Source organism: uncultured Algoriphagus sp., from assembly GCF_963974365.1.
Classification (GTDB): Bacteria; Bacteroidota; Bacteroidia; order Cytophagales; family Cyclobacteriaceae; genus Algoriphagus.
This window is the reverse complement of record NZ_CAXBBX010000015.1, coordinates 1-18,141: the sequence shown is the minus strand read 5'-3', so window position 1 is coordinate 18,141 and position 18,141 is coordinate 1. Positions and strand designations below refer to the sequence as shown.

The 18,141-nt window shown below is 37.5% G+C and carries 12 protein-coding genes and 1 pseudogene; 4 read left to right on the top strand and 9 right to left on the bottom strand.

What is annotated here, in order from left to right:
• Positions 1-171: 171 nt before the first annotated feature.
• Genes AACZ87_RS18805 through AACZ87_RS18790 form a run of 4 tightly spaced genes read right to left on the bottom strand, consistent with a single transcriptional unit; the run spans position 172 to position 4,285 of the window.
• Positions 172-1,500 carry an oligosaccharide flippase family protein gene (locus AACZ87_RS18805; protein ID WP_339869455.1) on the bottom strand — a complete coding sequence of 443 codons (1,329 nt, stop codon included), beginning with the start codon at positions 1,498-1,500 and terminating at the stop codon, positions 172-174.
• Positions 1,497-2,633: a glycosyltransferase family 1 protein gene (locus tag AACZ87_RS18800; RefSeq protein WP_339869453.1), complete on the bottom strand. Its 1,137-nt coding sequence runs from the start codon at positions 2,631-2,633 to the stop codon at positions 1,497-1,499. Before AACZ87_RS18800 ends, AACZ87_RS18805 begins: the two co-directional genes overlap by 4 nt.
• A 42-nt stretch (positions 2,634-2,675) precedes the next feature.
• A complete protein-coding gene (locus AACZ87_RS18795; protein ID WP_339869451.1) occupies positions 2,676-3,284 on the bottom strand; it encodes an acyltransferase in 609 nt (202 codons plus the stop codon).
• Positions 3,285-3,286: 2 nt separating this feature from the next.
• Positions 3,287-4,285, bottom strand: coding sequence for a glycosyltransferase family 2 protein (locus AACZ87_RS18790; RefSeq protein ID WP_339869449.1), 999 nt, complete (start codon positions 4,283-4,285; stop codon positions 3,287-3,289).
• A gap of 782 nt (positions 4,286-5,067) precedes the next feature.
• Between AACZ87_RS18790 and AACZ87_RS18785 the strand changes: the two genes are divergently transcribed.
• From AACZ87_RS18785 to AACZ87_RS18775, 3 genes are read left to right on the top strand one after another with little or no spacing between them, the layout of a single operon-like run.
• A complete protein-coding gene (locus AACZ87_RS18785) occupies positions 5,068-6,306 on the top strand; it encodes a glycosyltransferase (protein ID WP_339869447.1) in 1,239 nt (412 codons plus the stop codon).
• Entirely contained in the window at positions 6,303-7,559 is a 1,257-nt protein-coding gene (locus tag AACZ87_RS18780; RefSeq protein ID WP_339869446.1) for a glycosyltransferase, read from the top strand. The genes AACZ87_RS18785 and AACZ87_RS18780 overlap by 4 nt, the downstream gene beginning before the upstream one ends.
• A 27-nt stretch (positions 7,560-7,586) precedes the next feature.
• Positions 7,587-8,738, top strand: a complete 1,152-nt coding sequence (locus AACZ87_RS18775) for a glycosyltransferase family 2 protein (protein WP_339869444.1) — start codon at positions 7,587-7,589, stop codon at positions 8,736-8,738.
• A gap of 32 nt (positions 8,739-8,770) precedes the next feature.
• Here the strand turns inward: AACZ87_RS18775 and AACZ87_RS18770 are convergent, their stop codons facing one another.
• From AACZ87_RS18770 to AACZ87_RS18750, 5 genes are all read right to left on the bottom strand, one after another.
• Positions 8,771-10,192, bottom strand: coding sequence for an O-antigen ligase family protein (locus AACZ87_RS18770; protein ID WP_339869443.1), 1,422 nt, complete (start codon positions 10,190-10,192; stop codon positions 8,771-8,773).
• Positions 10,193-10,221: 29 nt separating this feature from the next.
• The gene (locus AACZ87_RS18765; RefSeq protein WP_339869442.1) at positions 10,222-12,150 is read right to left on the bottom strand and encodes a hypothetical protein; all 1,929 of its coding nucleotides are present in this window, start codon (positions 12,148-12,150) and stop codon (positions 10,222-10,224) included.
• A 125-nt stretch (positions 12,151-12,275) separates the two neighbouring features.
• Positions 12,276-13,037, bottom strand: a complete 762-nt coding sequence (locus AACZ87_RS18760; RefSeq protein ID WP_339869440.1) for a TolC family protein — start codon at positions 13,035-13,037, stop codon at positions 12,276-12,278.
• Entirely contained in the window at positions 13,034-14,230 is a 1,197-nt protein-coding gene (locus tag AACZ87_RS18755) for a sugar transferase (RefSeq protein WP_339869439.1), read from the bottom strand. The genes AACZ87_RS18760 and AACZ87_RS18755 overlap by 4 nt, the downstream gene beginning before the upstream one ends.
• Entirely contained in the window at positions 14,227-14,628 is a 402-nt protein-coding gene (locus AACZ87_RS18750; protein ID WP_339869438.1) for a response regulator transcription factor, read from the bottom strand. The genes AACZ87_RS18755 and AACZ87_RS18750 overlap by 4 nt, the downstream gene beginning before the upstream one ends.
• A gap of 646 nt (positions 14,629-15,274) precedes the next feature.
• Between AACZ87_RS18750 and AACZ87_RS18745 the strand changes: the two are divergent.
• Positions 15,275-18,141 (top strand): annotated as a pseudogene (locus tag AACZ87_RS18745) (hypothetical protein); the annotation flags it as partial.

Here is an 18,141-nt window from a genome sequence, read left to right as displayed (position 1 = left end):
CCTTTATAGGGATGGTCGGGATAGAAATGAATTTTTCTTAGAAGGGAGAATGCTTTTATTTTTATGCCTTTTTGCGGATTCTATCAACTCTCTAAGGAGCCACTTATTTTGAAAGAATTTCTTATTATTTCTAAAAATGTAAATACTACACGCACATCAATTGCTTTATAGCTATTGTGCATGTAATTTTCTCCATACCACTTTCAATATCAGAGGGTAGTTATACAATGCCTGTTTTAAAACGTTTAAATAGTTGATTTGTAGGAATCTATTCAATAGTAATACTTTGATTAATGCGGTAATAACCAGTGTAAACACTATTCCATAGGCTCCCCCTATCAGTCCATAGTTTTTAATTAAATACCAAGAGAGCAAAGCTGATGATATCATATTGGTAAAAACCAAAACCATGTTGTAAGCAGGCTTACCAATGGCATCTAAAAAAACTCCTGACTGCCTATCAAAAGGCCGTATCAGGGCAAGAAAGGATATTATTTGCAAGTAGGGGACAGCAGCCAGATACTCTTTACCTACAATCAGAAGAATTATAGTTTTGCTAAATATCAGTACTATGGTCAAGTAAATTAAGCTAAAGCTTAGCATAGCCCCTAAGGTCAGTTGATAGATTTTTGCCACTTCATCAGGATGTTTTCTTTCATGTGCTTCAGACGCTTTAGGAAAGGAAATTGAAGCAATTGAGTTTATCGGAATATCCAGCATATTAATGACTCTTCCGGCACTATTTGCCATCGCTACCTGGACCGGAGATAGTAACCCTCCTAAGAGAAATTTGTCCATACTGGTAGAAATCACAGAAAGTAAATTTGTACCAAATACATATATTCCAAAACTATACAGTTTTACAAACCATTCTCTATGCCAACCCCAGGTTAATTTGAAAAATTTCCTGACTTGTACCTGTGAGGAAAGTAAAGCTAGAATTATACATAGGTGATAGAGCCAGCCCAGTTGGACTAGATCGATTGAAAAATTATTTATGTATATGATTGATATGAACAAAAAGAAAGGCACAGTTTTGCTTATGCCTGCATAGAAGTAGGCTCGGAAATTAAACTTTGCCTGCATAAGGATTAAATTATGTGTATGTAAGATCAAGAAAGGTGAGAAAAGGACATGTAACCGCATGAGTGCCTCAAGACCTGGTGCATTTAATTTTGATTCTGCATAAGGAGCCAAAAAATAAGTAAGGCACATTAGCACGATTGATAGGGCTATATTTTGCTGTAGTGAACTTAGTTGTATTTTCCCTTCTTGCTCTGAATCTGATCCTAGGTATTTAATCAATCCGTTTTGTAAAAAACCATTTCGTGAGATTTCAATAATTGTGGTTATAGTTATAAATAGTACCCAAACCCCAAATAAATCAGGTGAATAAATCCTAACCAACATCATGAAGCCTAAAAATCCCACAAGAAAATCAATACCGCGGTGCATCATCGTAAAAAAACCACTGTTCAGCCAATAGTTTTTAGATTTCATCTTTTTTTCCGTTTGACAGAGTTATAGGTCTCCAATACAGCTTGTGCACCTGTAAAATAACTAAATTGTTTGGACCGCTCAATTCCCTTAGCTATAAGTTCTTCCCGAAGGTTTTGGTCTTTCTTCAGTCGTAAAATAGCTTCACTGATTGTAGCAGGTTTTTTCGGATTAATCAGGATAGCCGCCTTTTTTGCTATCCCAGGCATAGATGAAGTATTTGAGGTGATTACAGGGCATTTACAAGCCATGGCTTCTAAAATAGGAAGGCCAAAACTTTCTCTTAATGAGGGATATAAAAAAGCTAATGCGCCACTGTAAAAACAGGGGAGTTCCTCATTGACAATGTATCCTGGCAAATGTATCTTTCCCAATAGTTGTATTGCATCTATGCTGCTTAGCATAGTTTCCAATTCCTCAATGCCAAAATCCAGAATTACAATCCCCATAGTAAGTTGCTCCTTATTGTCTATTTGCAATAGCGCCTTAAGTAATCCCAGCATGTTTTTTTTAGGATCAGCATTTCCTAAAAAAAGCAAATAGGAATCAGGGAGTCCGTATTTCTGTTTTATCTTATCGACTAGGTTGTCATTCTGAGGCTTAAAGTAGGAGGCCACTCCATTGTTGATCACCTTGACTTTTCCTGACTGAAAGTTAAAGTGTTTCTCAATTACCTGCTTTTCAAATTCAGACACGGTGTATATGGTGTGACAACTTTTTACTATCCTTGGCACCACCCATCTTCTATACAGATTTCCTATCCGCTGATACCATGTTCCGGATTTTAGGTGAATCTGTTCTAGGTAAATAATGTCGTGGAGAGTAAGTATCAATGGTGTCTTTATACTTATTGGTGCGGTGTTACTTGTACAATGCAATAAATCAAGTTTGTAGTCATACGAAGCTTTTCGCAAGTAGTATTGCTCCCATATTGGATATGGGCTTTTTTGCAAAAGGATTATTTTGAAATTAGCTGTAGGATAAATCGTATTTATATCGACATCTGGATTAACAAAGATGAAATACTGATTGTGATGGTCTAAACGCTGTAAATTCTTGATCAGTTGAACGGCTACCAAATCCATTCCATGCTTGTTTTTTCTGAATATCCGCTGTGCTTCTATACCAATTCTCATAATTCTAAAGTTACTGACTTATGGGGTATATGATTTTATACGTTAATTTAGGTCTCTGATTACTTTTGCGGGCACCCCGCCTACAAGTGTATTTGGAGGCACATCCTTTGTTACCACAGCCCCAGCTGCTACTACTGAGCCTTTTCCTATGCGCACACCTTTCATTATCATACAGTTCATCGTTATCCAGACATCATCCTCAATCACTATAGGTTTTTTATAACTTTCCCCGCTTCCTGATCCTACTGGATGAAAATCATCATCAATGATTACAGAATATGGGCCAATATTGACATTTGATCCTATGGTAACTGATTCACTTACAGATATATGTGCGCCATTGATAAAGGAATTGGCTCCTATCTTCAGGCAAGCATTTCTTTTTACGAATAGTTTGCTCTGCTGGATTATTGACCAGATTTTAACATGATCGCCGAGTTTAATGTCTCCATAATTTTGCACCAATGGCCTTCCTTTTACCATCATTAGCCTCCCGGAGGTGGTTCTCTTGGTAAAGTACCATCGGCCTAACAGTACTTGGACTACACCGGAAAAAGCCAGCTTCACAATAGAGAACATGCCAGCAGGTTCACCATCTCTTATTAGTTTTGCTTGCTTTTCTTTTAATTTTAAATACAATGACTTTAACATATTCAAGAGTTAGAAAAATCTAGAATAGTAGGTTTCCTATAATCATCAATTATCTGATAAGATCCATCTTCTACTTCCCTTAATTTAGGGTGACCATATATAGCACGGTTCTGTAAGTTCCACTTACAGGCAGAAATAAATGCCCTTGCCAATTCCCACCTGCCTTTTAATAAATAAAGAAGAAGATTTTTAGGGAAAGCAACAATACCAAAAAAAAGTAAGCTTACTAATTTATTGAGACCATGCCTGTTTCTTCTGGTAAAGATCAGCCGACCTCTAGTTTGATAGTAGATTTTAACTGGACTGAATTCACCTACTGTCATTGATTCCTTATGATAGACGGTGGCATTGCCTACATAATAAATGGAATATCCCTCCCTTTTGATCATTTCAACCCAGTCATGCTCTTCATAATACAGAAAATAGATGTCTGGAATTAATCCAACTTTTTTGATTACCTCAATAGGCACCATCATAGCAGCTCCATGTACCAGCTGAGTCTCCATTATCTGATTACATTGCCCAATATCCACTTCTTCTCCACCATTTACTTTGCCTCGTACAGTTATTTTACTGACGCCTTCTGATCCACCCCATTGTATTGTATTCTGGTTAGGACTATGGTAATATTTTATTTTAGGCGAAGCTGCACCTATTGATGGATTTGTTTCAAAGACTTCAATTAATGGTTCTAAAAATCCGGGTGTGACTTCAGTGTCATTGTTGAGAAACATTAGGTATTTTCCATGTGCCTCTGCAATTCCCAAATTGTTCCCTCCTGCAAACCCTAGATTTTCCATACTTTTGACCAACTTCACATAAGGGTATTTTTTCTGAAACCCAGCAATATCCCACTTACTAGAGCCATTGTCTACTACTATTATTTCCAAATTAGAATACTTTGCCTGAGCTAGAGAATTTAGTAGCTCTTCGGTAAGTTTCGACTGATTAAAATTGACGGTAATGACGGAGACAAGAGGTTGAGGTAAGTTTGTTGACACGGTCTAGAATAATATTCCAATCTGAAAGTATTAAAAAAATGAGTAGTTCGCCCTATTATCTCTGTTAATAGATAAATTTGTGCATGAAATGTATCTATTCTATAAAATTGAAGTATTTGCCCCTGTGAACTTTCGGACTATGAATTTAACCCGAATTATGCATTAGAATCTGTTTTGAGAATCAAAAATATAAGAAAATCAAACACTTTAACGAATGAGGCATAGCACAGCTCGGGTGAATGAGTTAAGTGGTTCGAAGCGTTTGATTTGGATTTTGAAATCTAATGCAGATTTCCGGTTTAATGGACCCAGGTTACTAATGAGTATTCTGAAAAGCTAATATAGTATTTACCGGCAGGAAAATATCCCCTTATTTGGTAGTCTGGAATGAAATTGCTTTCCTCTCATTTTACTTAGTAAGAAAGTGGGGATTATCCTTAAACCATGGTTTCAGCTCCTCATTAAAAGTAAATTTAGCTACTTTGTTTGCACTATCTGGATTAGAAGATTCAGGAGATTTTAATTTAGCAGTCAATTTCTCGTTTTGTTTACAAATTATAGCTTTTGGTGAATTTTAATTCAAATGTATTTTGCAACCTTTGAAATAACACCCAATTCGGTGCGATTGCTTTTGCCAGAAGCAGTTCTAGGTTTGAAGTTTAGGAGGTGTTTTAATATTCTCAGTTACTTAAAAGTATGGCTACAGCAGCATACATTCGGATGAGTAGAAATGAATCGTGCCCAAAATTATTTGTCTCTATTTATTTGGAAAATTAATACCTATGATTCTATTGACATCATTGTTTTTTGTACTAGCTATTTTACTCCTATTTTATGCTTCTTTTGTTACGTTTTCTATTTTGGCTATGATGATACTCCCATCCTCAAAGTCAAAAAAAAATCTCAAGGCATCCAAGATAGATATAGCATGTGTCATTACTGCATACCAGGACCTTACTATTTCCATCCCTCTTTTAGATTCTGTTCTCAATCAAAATTATCCTGATTTTCATATTTACTTAGTTGCTGATCGCTGTGTTCCTCATCCGCATTTACCAGCAGACAAGCGGCTCACTGTTATCTATCCTGATAAGCCTTTAGATTCCAAAGTGTCATCCTTAAAGGCTGGACTAACCCACAGGAAGAGACATCATGATGCTGTTCTGGTTTTGGATCCTGATAATCTCCTTCATCCGGATAGCTTGGCTTATCTCTCTCATTCTTTCCGTAAAGGAAATAATGCTGTGCAGGGTAGACGTACAGCAAAAAACCTGGATACCCGTGTTGCCTGCTTAGATGCATTAGGAGAAATTTACTATAATTTTATACACAAGGAACTTCCAGATCGCTTAGGCTCATCGGCTACGATTTCAGGCTCAGGAATGCTTATCGAGGCAGGTTTATTTGAGCAATATCTTGCAGATTTTGACATAGGGAAGTCCCGACTGATTTTGGCAGAAGATAAAATATTACAAAACACCTTAGTGGCCAAGGGCGTTAGAATTGCATATCAAAAGAATGCCTTGATTTTTGATGAGAAATCAAGTGATGTTGAACAGGTACAAAAGCAACGTACCCGATGGCTTAAATCGTATTTTGACCATCTCAACGACATTTTTCATTTGTTTTTAAAAAAAATTGCAATTTTGGAGTGGAATGGAATTTATTTTTCTATCATGACTTCCACACCCCCTCTCATATTCTTGACTTTAGGGGTATTGCTTTCATTTTGCTATGGATTTTTTCTCAATTATTATATTTTCTTAATTTCCGCCACAGTGATTATACTTACGGGCATAAATTGGTTCTTGGCTTTGATTTTTTCTAATACTCCAGCCTCAATTTGGAAATCGATTCCTTTTATTCCCTTATTCGCAGGAATACAAATCCTTTCTCTATTAGGCTTCAAGCAAGCTAAGACTGATTTTTTGGTTACTAAACATGATAAATATCTTAATTATAAGCAGGTGTGGGAGGCAAGAAAGAATGATTTTCCTGATTTAAAGGAGAACAAGCCATGAAAACAGCTTTGGCATCAAATAAACTTAGGGATCTTCCTCTAGTCATTATATCCATGTCCAGATGGGATTCCCCAATTTCCTCCGCATCTTGGTCTTTAGCCAAAGAGTTTGGTAAGAACAATAGGGTGTATTATGTGGATTACCCATACACATTTTCAGAATGGTTTAGAGGAAGAAATACCCCACCTATCCAATCCCGTACTAATGCATTGATTAAAGGGGATTTGCAAATGAGAACTATCCTAACAACTAAAAAAGGGATAGTCAAATGCATAACACCGAGGATAGTTTTTCCGGTAAATTGGCTTAGAAAAGGTTGGTTGTACGATATCTTTTCCGCTATTAATAGCAAGATTATGTCAAACGCTATTCTCAAGTCTTTGGCTGAGGATAAGATTGATGAGTTTATCCTGATAAATTCCTTCAATCCAACTTTCTTGTATAACTACCAAAAATATTTGTCACCTTCCTTCGCTGTCTATCAATCCAGAGACGCTATAGGAGCTATTAATGCTTATACCCGAAAGCACGGTTCCTACAGAGAAATTGAAGCAATTCGAAACTATGACTTGGCTATAGCAACATCCCAAAATTTATCGAAAGATCTGTCTAAATCAAGTGGGATACCAGTACTGATTTTCCCAAATGGGGGAGATACCGATCTCTTTAAAACTGCTTGGGAGATGGATGGCCCCATCCCATCAGAGATGGAGAATATCAAGACTCCTATTATTGGGTATATTGGGAATATATGCCAACGAATAGATTATGTTCTAATTAAGAAGGTAGCTGAAGCCCATGCCGACAAGACACTGGTGCTGCTAGGTCCTAGGGAGGATAAGATTCATTCCGAAATTAATTTGGATGCTATTACGAATATCGTATTTGTAGGGCCCAAAAAATTAGAAGAGCTGCCGAGGTTTCTACGATATTTTGATTGTGCAATTATTCCCTTTTTGATTAATGATTTTACAAGAAGTATCTATCCTTTAAAAATAAATGAATACTTAGCTTCTGGGAGAGCTGTCGTGACCACAGATTTTTCCCCTGATATCTCTGATTTCAGTGAGCATATTTATCTTGCTTGTGACCACGGACAATTTGTAAGTATGATTGATCTAGCAATCAAAACCAATTCTAAACCTGACTACCAGAAAAGGTATTTAGCAGCCAAATCCAATTCTTGGGAGCTTAGGGTTGAAGATTTTTGGAAGCTCGCCACTAATACCTACGAAAAATCAATTCAAAAATAACTCATGGTAGAAAACTGGTTTATAGCTATGTTATTAATCACATTTTATGCCTACCTGGGCTACGGTATGCTGATATACCTGTTGGTGAAAATCCTTGGAAAAGATAAAATGGTAAAATCTTTTGAATACTTTCCTTCTGTATCTGTTATTATTCCTTGCTACAACGAAGGACCGGCTTTACGAAATAAAATTAGAAACACCTTAGATCTTTCCTATCCCGAAGGCTTGCTTGAGATCATATTTATCTGTGATGGATCAGAAGATGGATCGCATACCATTCCTATGGAATTCCCTACAGTCAAAACCATGTACTCCGAAGAAAGAAAAGGAAAACTTTCAGCTATGAAGAGGGCTGTTAGACAAGCTTCAGGAGAAATTCTTGTGTTTTGCGATGCAAATACAAGGTTAAATCTAAAGGCAATTGAACATATTGTTCAGCCATATCGAGATAGAAGGGTTGGAGCAGTTTCAGGCGAGAAGGCCATCTTATCCAGTCAAAGACAAGGAGCTAGTGAAAGTGGGGAAGGGATGTATTGGCAATATGAGTCTTTTCTTAAGAAATATGATAGTCTCCTATATACCTTAGTAGGTGCGGCAGGCGAATTGTTCAGTTGTAGAAGGGAGCTTTTCCAGGAGCTTCCTGACAATACTATTTTGGATGATTTTCTTTTGTCAATGAAAATTGCAGAAGAGGGCTATCGTGTCATATATGTTCCTGAGGCGGTTGCCTCTGAATATGCAAGCGCGAATATAGGGGAAGAGGTAAAACGAAAAATCCGGATCGCAGCTGGAGGTTGGCAGAGCATGTTCCGACTGCGTAAAGCTATCAACCCTTTTCAAAACCCTATGCTAACTTTCCAATACGTTAGCCATAGGGTGCTTAGATGGGCACTTATTCCATTTCTATTAACAGCAATCTTTTTTCTCAACCATTATCTTGCAATCCAGACTCAGGAGTTGCACTGGTTTGTAATCTTGGGAATGCAGTATATGTTCTACCTGTGGGCATGGCTGGGGCACCAATTGCAACACAAAGATGTATCAATTAAGGGGTTTTTTTTACCCTATTATTTTACAGTAATGAATCTCTGTGCAATTTTAGGTTTTTTTAGATGGCTAAGAGATGCACAGCCATCCACATGGGAAAAGGCAATTCGTGCAGATGATTTGGCTGATTGATTGTTGTATAAATTTACATTTCATTCTTTAAATTATTCCTCAAGTATCTTGTCTTTCGTATCCCAACCCGAAACTAAGAAGATTGCGGCCCAGGTAAAGTATAGGATTATGTTGATTGGAAACTGGCCTATAATAGGGTTCCCATATGCGGCAACAGAAATTCCAGCAAATCCTGAGTGTAAGGCCATCATGTATTGCTTTAATATAGGGTCATGAAGGCTGAATATAACTGCGAATCCTTTATATAGTATAAACAATATCATAAGTAGATGGATGGATAGACCAATTATTCCTGTTTCAGCCCATATTCTCACATACCAGCTATCATTGGGGGTATCAGCTAATACCGTATTAGGTGAAAAGCGCTGTCCCCAGGATCCTGAAGTTCCTATTCCTCCTCCTAAGGGTCTGTTTGATAAGTATTTTTTGAGTTTTAGTTGGTTTTCAAAACGTACCTGCAATGAAGCGTCCTGAGGATCCAGTGCCGTTCTCATCCTTCTAAGCTGATAATTACTGTTGCCGATAGTCGTAAATTTTAGAAAGAAAAATATCCCAAAAAGGAAAACTGCCCCCACAATCATACTCTTAAAATTTCTTGTGGCAACCAAATAAGAGATTGAGCCCCCAATCACTACAAAAAAAGCCCCCCTGGTACCACTTAAGGCCATTGCATATAGACTAATTAATCCGATTATAAGGAGTATTAACTTCCTTTTTAGAGTAAAAGGACCCAATGCAAGCAAGAAAGCCACTATAGCTCCGTATCCCATTGTTGCGCCAAACTGACCTGAATCGGAAAGGAAAGAAAATGCCCTTAAGACACCAAATAATATGTGTGTCCTAACAGGTCCGGATGCTAGCCACCTGATTTCCCATTCATCTAATCCTAGAAATATTTGCTTAAAACCCCAGAAAGCCGCTACTATGCAGCAAATAAGAGTAAGATTTGTAAACAAATAGACTTGTTTTTTTTTCTTTAGAAAAAGTAGCAAAAAGAAAATGCAGAATAATTGATACAGAGAGACTGCTCTTACGGCATAAAACCAAGCAATTTTACTTACAGCCTCAGGGTTAAATATCTCTAGGATGGTGAAAGCCAACCAAAATAAGGTGATGTAGAGTATTGCTGAATTCAGATTTTTGAAAGCAGGCTTTTCTCTGGAGAATAGAGCGATAAGAGGACTTGCAAATAGCAGAAAATCTACACCTAGACCTAATGGGAGTTCTAAGTACCGAATGAGCCCATTTGCAATAAACGAATAGGCTAGTGTAAGATATATTCCCATGATAGGCCTGAGATATATAAGACGCCATATGAATATTAGAACTACTAGCCCAAGAAGGAATGCCAATACTAAGATTTCAAATCTGAAAATAGCATAACCTATTCCTCCAGCTACAAGTGCCGAAATAATAGAAAATTTTAAAGTAGGATAGAGCTTTATATACTCCACATGTTGGCCTATTAAGGTAATAAGTCTAGTTATGCCCCTGTATATTCTTTTACAAAGATAGAATCGACGTTGCTCAACAACATATCTGGTTTAAGTCCTGTGGATGATTGAATCATATCCACAAATTTTGAATAATTGGGTTTCCAGACCACTTCTGCATCTATCATTAGGAGATTCCAATCACATGCTTGTAATAAGCCAAAGGAAATATGTTGCTCTTTCCAATAGGGATGGATAAGCATAATAATATCAAATTCCTGGGTAATACCTAATTCCTTTGGTTCATTTATTTGATGATAGGTTGCTTCATCATAGCTTATGCCTCCTGAAATATACCCTGGATGAAGGATTTGTATTCTTAACTGTTCTTTTTCAAGATAAGCCATAAGGGACTGTATAATGCTTAAGTTAGCTCCATTTGCTTCATTGAGCAATATACCAATCAAATATGGGCTCTTCTTTTTGCCTTGGCTTCTCCTCAAATTAAGTTCATTAAGAAAGTACTCAAATACAACCTTTTCCAACTTTTGAACTTTGTTTTTACCCGTTTTGGGGAAAATTCCAGCCACCTTTAGTCCCGTGATTTCTTCTGCCCTTATCGGGTGTTGTACGCTTGAGTCGGTTATTAGAAGGATAGTTATAAATGTTAATACTAAGATATTGCCGAATAAAAAGCTTGCAATAACCAGTATTTTTCTTTTAGATTTCCGTGCATTTGAGGGTAAGTAGGGTGGATCTACAACCACTTGCGATTGGGAAAGCTTAAAATTTTCCTTTTGAATTTTAGCTTGGTTCAATCCTGTTATAATTGCTAGATATTCTTTTTCATGTATAGAGACTTCCCTCTCCAATCTGTTTAACTCAGCTCCTAATGGCGCAAAGCTGTCTATTCTTTCATCTATCTTTTTCAAATCATTCAGCATCACATCTGATGCTGTGAATTGCTTTTCTTTTTCTATATATAATTTAAGCCATTCTTGAAGAATATCATTCATTGGTACTCCATCTACACTAAAATCCTGTTGATATAGATGGGATACTTTTTGGTTTATGGCTTCATTCGTCTTAAAAATTTCATCCTTTATCTGTGCCGCGTTCCCTGTTTCGCTGCCCGCTCTAGTATTTAATTTTATACGTAATTCCGAAACATGATTTCTTAAAATGGAAATACTGTCCAGAATATACGATCTACCTATATTTTCCTTTAGCTGTGCTTCCAATTTGATCAGGCCAGCTTCCGCTCCTGTAGCAAGTTGGTATGCATCACTCTGATCCGCTTCTACCTCTTTCCTATATATATCAAGACTTTTCCCCTGTTCATAATAATTCATTATCCGGTTTTTGGATATAAATTCTTTCAATCTTTGCTCTGATTCATTGAGTTCTGTCAATACTACCTCCAATTGTGACTGGAAATACTCCACACTGCTGGCAGTTTCATTGTATCTAAGTTCGCTATACTGCTTAAGATAAACCTCTCCCAAAAATTTAACTGTGTGATAGACAATGCCCGCATCATCTTGATAGTAAGATATTTCTATCATATCACTATTTTTTTTACGGCTTACCTGAACCCTCTGAAGGATTTCATCTACCCCATAGTGAGGATGGTGCTCTAATAGGTAATGAAAGGGGCTATCATAATTATCCTTCATATAGCTGCGGATATTACTAAGAGTCTGCTCAGGGTTTCCGGCTACAGCCACTTGGGATTTAAGTTTGTCCGAAATATGGAGCTTTAGTTCCTCCATACTCTTTTGGGATAGTATGGAAGGATATTGACCCTCTAGAGAAAGATGCTGAGACAGCAATTTAAGACTTACTTCTTCAATCGATTTTCTGGAACTGATCAATGAAATGATATTGTCCATTAAATTATTGGAGGTGAAAAAATCAATTTTTAAAGATTCGGTTAAATCAGCGCTTTTCCTGGTTGATATACCGGTGTAGATCACCATATGGGAATCATAGATCTTCGCAGAACCTGCAGTTAGCAAGATCACTACTCCGGCTGTAACTATTGGGAAAATAAGAAAAAGATAATAGTATTTTTTCAGATACCAAATCAGATGCTTTATTTGGATCATAGCTTTAAATCATAAAGTTTAGTACCTAGTAAACTCTCGAGATTATGAAAAGCTACCATAAATTCCCCATAAGACTCATAATATTTTTGGCTCGCAATAGATTGGATTTCTGAAATCCTAGTATACTCAGTAAAACTCACCTGATTATCCCGGAGTTTGCGCTCAGCAAGCTGTACACTATTTTTTGCCTGCTCTAAATAGTTATGTTGATCGATCATCACTTTTTGAGCCACTATAAGATCAAAGTAGTTCCTAATTACTAGTTGCTCCACTGAAAGTTTGATTTCTTCAGCCTTACTCTCAAACGTTCTGATTTCCGATTGGGCCAGTTTCACACGGTTAGATCTTGAAATAAATTCATATAACGGCAAATTTACACTTAATCCATATCTATAACCGTTAGAGAGGGTATTTACCGTCGATTCATTTACCCCGGCAATATAAACTCCCTGACTCCCCGTAGCGATATTTCCAAATAAAGATATGTGATTGGTCCAAAACTTCTTTTGTAGCTCAAGTCGTTCCTCTTCAGTTTCGCTCTGGTAAACCGCTGTCTTTACACTAGGACTATAGGAAATAGCAATGAGTATTAAACTGTCTAATGTTGGTAGCTGCTCAGATATATCCTGAAATAAATTAAATCCCTCAATCCCTTCTTCTATTCCTACACTTTTCGATTGCTGAGCCTTAAGTTGTGTCGGCAATAGTATTGCCAGTACACAAAAATAAGCCTGTACTATACTGATGAATCTCGTCATACGTTTTCTTTCTGAAATAATGCTGGTATCGTCATTAACAGAATTTTAAGGTCTAATTTCAAACTATAATTATCTGCGTAATGATTGTCTAACTCAATGCGCTCTGCTTCTGACATACCTCCTGCTTTTCCTCTTTTAGTAACTTGCCATAACCCAGTAATTCCGGCAGGAGCAAAAAACCTTTTAGAAAATTCGTCTGTAGTTAGTTTTTCAGCTTCATATATAGGAAGTGGTCGATTACCTACAATGGACATATCTCCTCTAAATACATTTAATAGTTGGGGTAACTCATCCAGACTACTATTTCTTAGGAATTTCCCCAAGCTAGTGATCCTAGGGTCCTGTGATAGCTTAAAAAATGCTGACCCTCCATCTTTATAGTAAGACCTATAGGAAGTTTCACATATCTGCTGCCCTATATCATTATAAAGCGGACTTTCGCAAGGTTGATTAAAATGCATGCAAGTGTCACATTTTTCAAAAAGAAATATAGGTACTTTTGCTTCACTTTTCTCATTGGTTTTGGCATATTGGTTCAGATGTCCCAAGTCTTTTAATTTTTTATCTGCATCAGGAACCATAGTCCGGAACTTGTAAAATGATATGAGGTCCCAGCCTCTACCTACCCTATTAGACTTATAAAAAATAGGCCCCTTTGATTCTAAGCGGATAAGAACAGCTATAGTAAAGAATACAGGTGATAATATGGCGAGTGCCACCCCGGATACAATGATGTCAAAGATCCTCTTTCCGGTTGGGGTTCTATATTCCTGATCGATTGGTGGAGCTAGGTTTTCCTGTAAAAAAGACCGTCTCATGGGAGGGGAGGAAATTAATTTCTGTATTGTCGAAACCACCTCTGCAGAGAGAAACTGATCATTTGTAAATAAGCTGCTAATCCCATTCTTGACGGCGTTTTTTTTATCATCAAAATCAAAATCCTTGCTTACAACTACTACTTGAAAACCATCTCGAAATGAATAATTGCCAATCTTTTTAAGTACGTTGATGAATTCTGTCTGCTTTAAATTGCCATAAATGAACAGAATGGATACGTTTGAATTGGTTCTGATAGTTTGCACAAAAGATAATACATCATTATAGCTTTCAATGTCAAACTCGCATTCCATAGACTCCATGAGTCCCTTAGATAAATATAGGAATGGATTTATGAAGACTAATTTGTCTTTCATAACTTGTCAAATTTGTATCTTGTGAAAAATCTTTCAGTTCTAATCGACAGCTCAGCAATGTTGAATGGTTTGATAAGGAAATCATCAGCACCAGCATTAAATGCATCGATTCTACTTGCTGCAGATTCCTCCCCGGAGAGAACTATAATTACTATTTGATGTAGGTAGGTAAACTTTCTGATTTCCTGAATAAATTCAATACCTCCCATTACAGGCATATTGAGATCCAATATCACCACATCAGGTACATTACCATCAAGAATATAGCTCAGTCCTTCCAAACCATTGAGCTTTACAGCTACCTCATATCCTAATTTAAATTTATTTTTTAGAAGCACTCCCATCAATGGCTCATCATCAATAAGGAGCAATTTTCTTTTTTTAGCTTGAACTTCCATAGTTGATAGCAGGGATTAAATAGATGATTAGCTGAGCGTTAAAAGATGAAAACCCAGTCAGCTTGAATCTGTTTTCATATCAAAGCTGAAATAATTTATCCAAGCGGTAAATATATGTTTTATTAATATAAAAGCCTCAGCTGTCTTGGCCAGTGCCCTGATTTGCGACTCAAATTTATGAGGAGGATAAAGGTTTATGAAGGCATTAAAAAATTAATTAAACCATTTTTATTTGTAACTATATGGCTATAATTGGATTTATTTTGTAATAAAAGAGATTTTACTTATCCTAATTTACAAGCTTGGATTCTATATTCTTACATTTCTCTTCTCCCATTTCCTCTCTTAAATCTGAATTTCCTTTCAATTTTTTTTGTAGTTCATAATATGCCGTTCGTGTTTTGTAATATGATTTTTGCAGCCAAATAATCTGAAACATTTAATTATTTAAGAAGCTTTTTTTCAATTTCTTTTATAATTATATGCATTTCATTTACATGATTACGCTTTATATTAATATGCAACCTTTTAAATATATTTTTAAAATTTAAATATCTAGTTTTATTCTTCATCATTGTTTTTGTGGAACATGGTGGTATGGCCCCGTTCCGGTTTTTTTTATAGTAAAATCCAAGTCGAAAGTTTTATGAAGCTAACTTTTATCCTCAGTTTTCTCTTTTGGTTTATCGGTTTTCCAAGTTTTAACGTGCAAGTTGAAGCCGAGGAGGTAAACACTACTTTTGTAGAAAATAATGATTGCGTCCCTGCACAGTCATCAGATATTCAGGGTTTTGACGATTATACATTCTGCCCAGGAGAAGAAGCTCTATTGAAAGTTTTTAGTAATTCTGTTGATTCCCCTGTTTTTACGTGGTATGCCGATCAAGAACTTACTGTAATTATTTCCCAAGGTTCAGAATTGATTTTGGATAGTTCCATTTCTCTGGAGAAGGTATTTGTATCAGTTGAGGGACCAAACACCTGTAGATCAGAAGTGGGGGAGGCTAAGCAAATTGATGTAGGATATTATTCAATTTCAGAGCCTTTACTTCCCAAGGGAATGTCATACTTTTCACCACAAGGCTTTGGAGTGGATATATTAGCCGAATATCCCGATCTGGCTCAAGCAGACAATTTTGAGTTTCACTGGTTCGATGAAGATGGTTCATTGATGGGGATTTCACCAGTTTTTATGGTGGATAAGGAGCTTCCCCGAGGATTTTACCAATACAGTGTAGCCTCCAAAAATACTCTTACTGGCTGTTTAAGTAATAGGCTTGAATTTACTGTGGTGGTGGACGATACAGAAATTCCATTGGATAATTGTACAGTTGCAGGATCATATACTATTTCTAGTAACATATGCCCCTCCTGTACTGTTGACTTACCTGACAATGCTGTCGATTATAATACGGAAAGCTATTCCGAGTTACGGGCTGTAAAAAATGTCTTCAATGGGGGATTTATAGGTCAAAATCTAATATTCCCCATTGTAGGGAATAAGGGAGACAGTGTAAGTGTAAGCATTTCTTTACCTACTTGGAACGGACAGCTTGACAAACTTTCATCTATTAGCCTTTCTTTATATAATGGAACTAGGAAAGTAAGTTCTGAATATTTTTTGAATACTGATGCTGTGCATATCAAGAAAGCAGGAGACATATACAAATTTACTGTAGCTGCTGATTTGCAGGATAATTCAGAGTCATATGTCAGTGTCTTGGTGAAAAGTTATACAGCTCTTCCTGATTTTTTTGCCAATGTTAGAGTACACGCGGCAGAAATGATTTTTGCCATTCCTACCTATCCATCAGATCCCTTTACCACTTGTGAGGGGACGAATACTCGTATCTCAGCAATTCCTGGAGAAAATACTTTTTTAAGATGGTACTCCACTGAAACTGGGGGACAAGAATTAAGTTCAGGAAATGGCTACACTACCCCAAAGCTATCCGAACCTGGTGAATACATTTACTGGGTGTCGGTCTTTAGGTCAAATTGCGAATCATATGCCAGATACCCCGTAAGAGTAAGTGTTACTGCCAGGCCTAAAGAATCAGATCTTGAAGTGGACGGTGGGGGAGAATATTGCCATGGTGATATTGTTATATTGAAACCTGGTATTCAAAAGGAGAGTCAGTTTAGTCAGGATGAGATCAAATTCCTTTGGTACTATGATGCTTTAGGGGTAAATAAAGTGACTCAAACTGATAATATTAAGCTATCTACGGAAGGAGATCTAACCTTGCAGGACTATGAACCAGGAGAGTATGCTTTTTTTCTCAGCGCAGAGTCCAAGACCTCCTGTATGCTTTTGCCTCCTGACTTCAAAAAAGTGCAATTCAAAATTAGGGAAGAAATACAGCCACCAGTTTTTAGTAATGTAGAAATTGAATTATGTAGCGAACTGAATCCTACTTTGGAGACACTAAAAGCTACTGGTAATGTTCAAGTTAAATGGTATCAAGATCAGGGCTTGCAAAGCCCCCTTTCCCATACGACTCATTTAGAGGATGGAGTCACCTACTATGCGGTTACTTTAAATCAATATAATTGCGAAAGTATCCAATCAGCTCCTGTGACTGTTAGATTAAAAAGTTGCGCACCTGTACTTTCTATTACAAAATCACCTTTAGGCACAGCCCCCCATTCAGTTACTTCAGGAGAGGAAATGCAGTATTCAATTCTAATTAGAAATGAAGGTATATTTACCGCCTACAATCTTCTTCTGGAAGATCCACTTCCTGCAGGGACCAGCTATGTGTCTTCCACACCGGAAGGGCAGTTTGATTCTGAAAAGGTAAGTTGGACTCTGGATAGCCTACCGGGAGGAGAAAGCCGTGTTTTTGAACTTCGCCTGTTGGTCTCTCCTTCACTGGAAGAGGGCACCATTCTGCGCAACACGGCCTACCTGACTGGTCCAGACGGGGAATTGGAGGATGAGTCTGAACCTGTAACTGTCCGTAGTGAATCTTCACTTAGCATAGAGAAAGAGCTACTCAGCGCTGCCTCGGTTTATCCGGGAGATACGGTTCGCTACAGCATCAGTGTTCAGAATTCCGGTCCCAGCGAAGCTTTCCAGCTTCGTGTGGTAGATGACCTTCCTGATGAGTTGGAATATGTGGGAAGTGAAGGAGGTGTGTACCAGTCTTCCACGCATGAAGTGGTGTGGGAACTTGACAGACTCGGAGTTGGAGAGCGGGTCTCCTTTGAGCTTATCACCCGGGTGTCCCTTTCCAAAGAGCCGGGTTTGGTACGCAACGCTGTGACTGTTCTGAACAGAAGAGATGAAGAGGAGGATACAGATACCAATGAAGAGGTAGAGGTAGTCCCACTTGTACCGGGGCTTTTCTTGAAAAAGACACTTCAGGGTGATACAGAGGTACTGGCAGGGAGCGAACTTATTTATCAGCTTTTAATAGAGAATCGAGGAAGAGGTACCGCCTACAATCTTCTTTTGGAAGATCCACTTCCTGCAGGGACCAGCTATGTGTCTTCCACACCGGAAGGGCA

Excerpts from the sequence above, each read along its gene's own strand:
- AACZ87_RS18805 (WP_339869455.1), bottom strand. The coding sequence starts at position 1,500 with ATGAAATCTAAAAACTATTGGCTGAACAGTGGTTTTTTTACGATGATG.
- AACZ87_RS18800 (WP_339869453.1), bottom strand. The coding sequence starts at position 2,633 with ATGAGAATTGGTATAGAAGCACAGCGGATATTCAGAAAAAACAAGCAT.
- AACZ87_RS18795 (WP_339869451.1), bottom strand. The coding sequence starts at position 3,284 with ATGTTAAAGTCATTGTATTTAAAATTAAAAGAAAAGCAAGCAAAACTA.
- AACZ87_RS18785 (WP_339869447.1), top strand. The coding sequence starts at position 5,068 with ATGATTCTATTGACATCATTGTTTTTTGTACTAGCTATTTTACTCCTA.
- AACZ87_RS18780 (WP_339869446.1), top strand. The coding sequence starts at position 6,303 with ATGAAAACAGCTTTGGCATCAAATAAACTTAGGGATCTTCCTCTAGTC.
- AACZ87_RS18775 (WP_339869444.1), top strand. The coding sequence starts at position 7,587 with ATGTTATTAATCACATTTTATGCCTACCTGGGCTACGGTATGCTGATA.
- AACZ87_RS18765 (WP_339869442.1), bottom strand. The coding sequence starts at position 12,150 with ATGGTGATCTACACCGGTATATCAACCAGGAAAAGCGCTGATTTAACC.
- AACZ87_RS18760 (WP_339869440.1), bottom strand. The coding sequence starts at position 13,037 with ATGACGAGATTCATCAGTATAGTACAGGCTTATTTTTGTGTACTGGCA.
- AACZ87_RS18755 (WP_339869439.1), bottom strand. The coding sequence starts at position 14,230 with ATGAAAGACAAATTAGTCTTCATAAATCCATTCCTATATTTATCTAAG.
- AACZ87_RS18750 (WP_339869438.1), bottom strand. The coding sequence starts at position 14,628 with ATGGAAGTTCAAGCTAAAAAAAGAAAATTGCTCCTTATTGATGATGAG.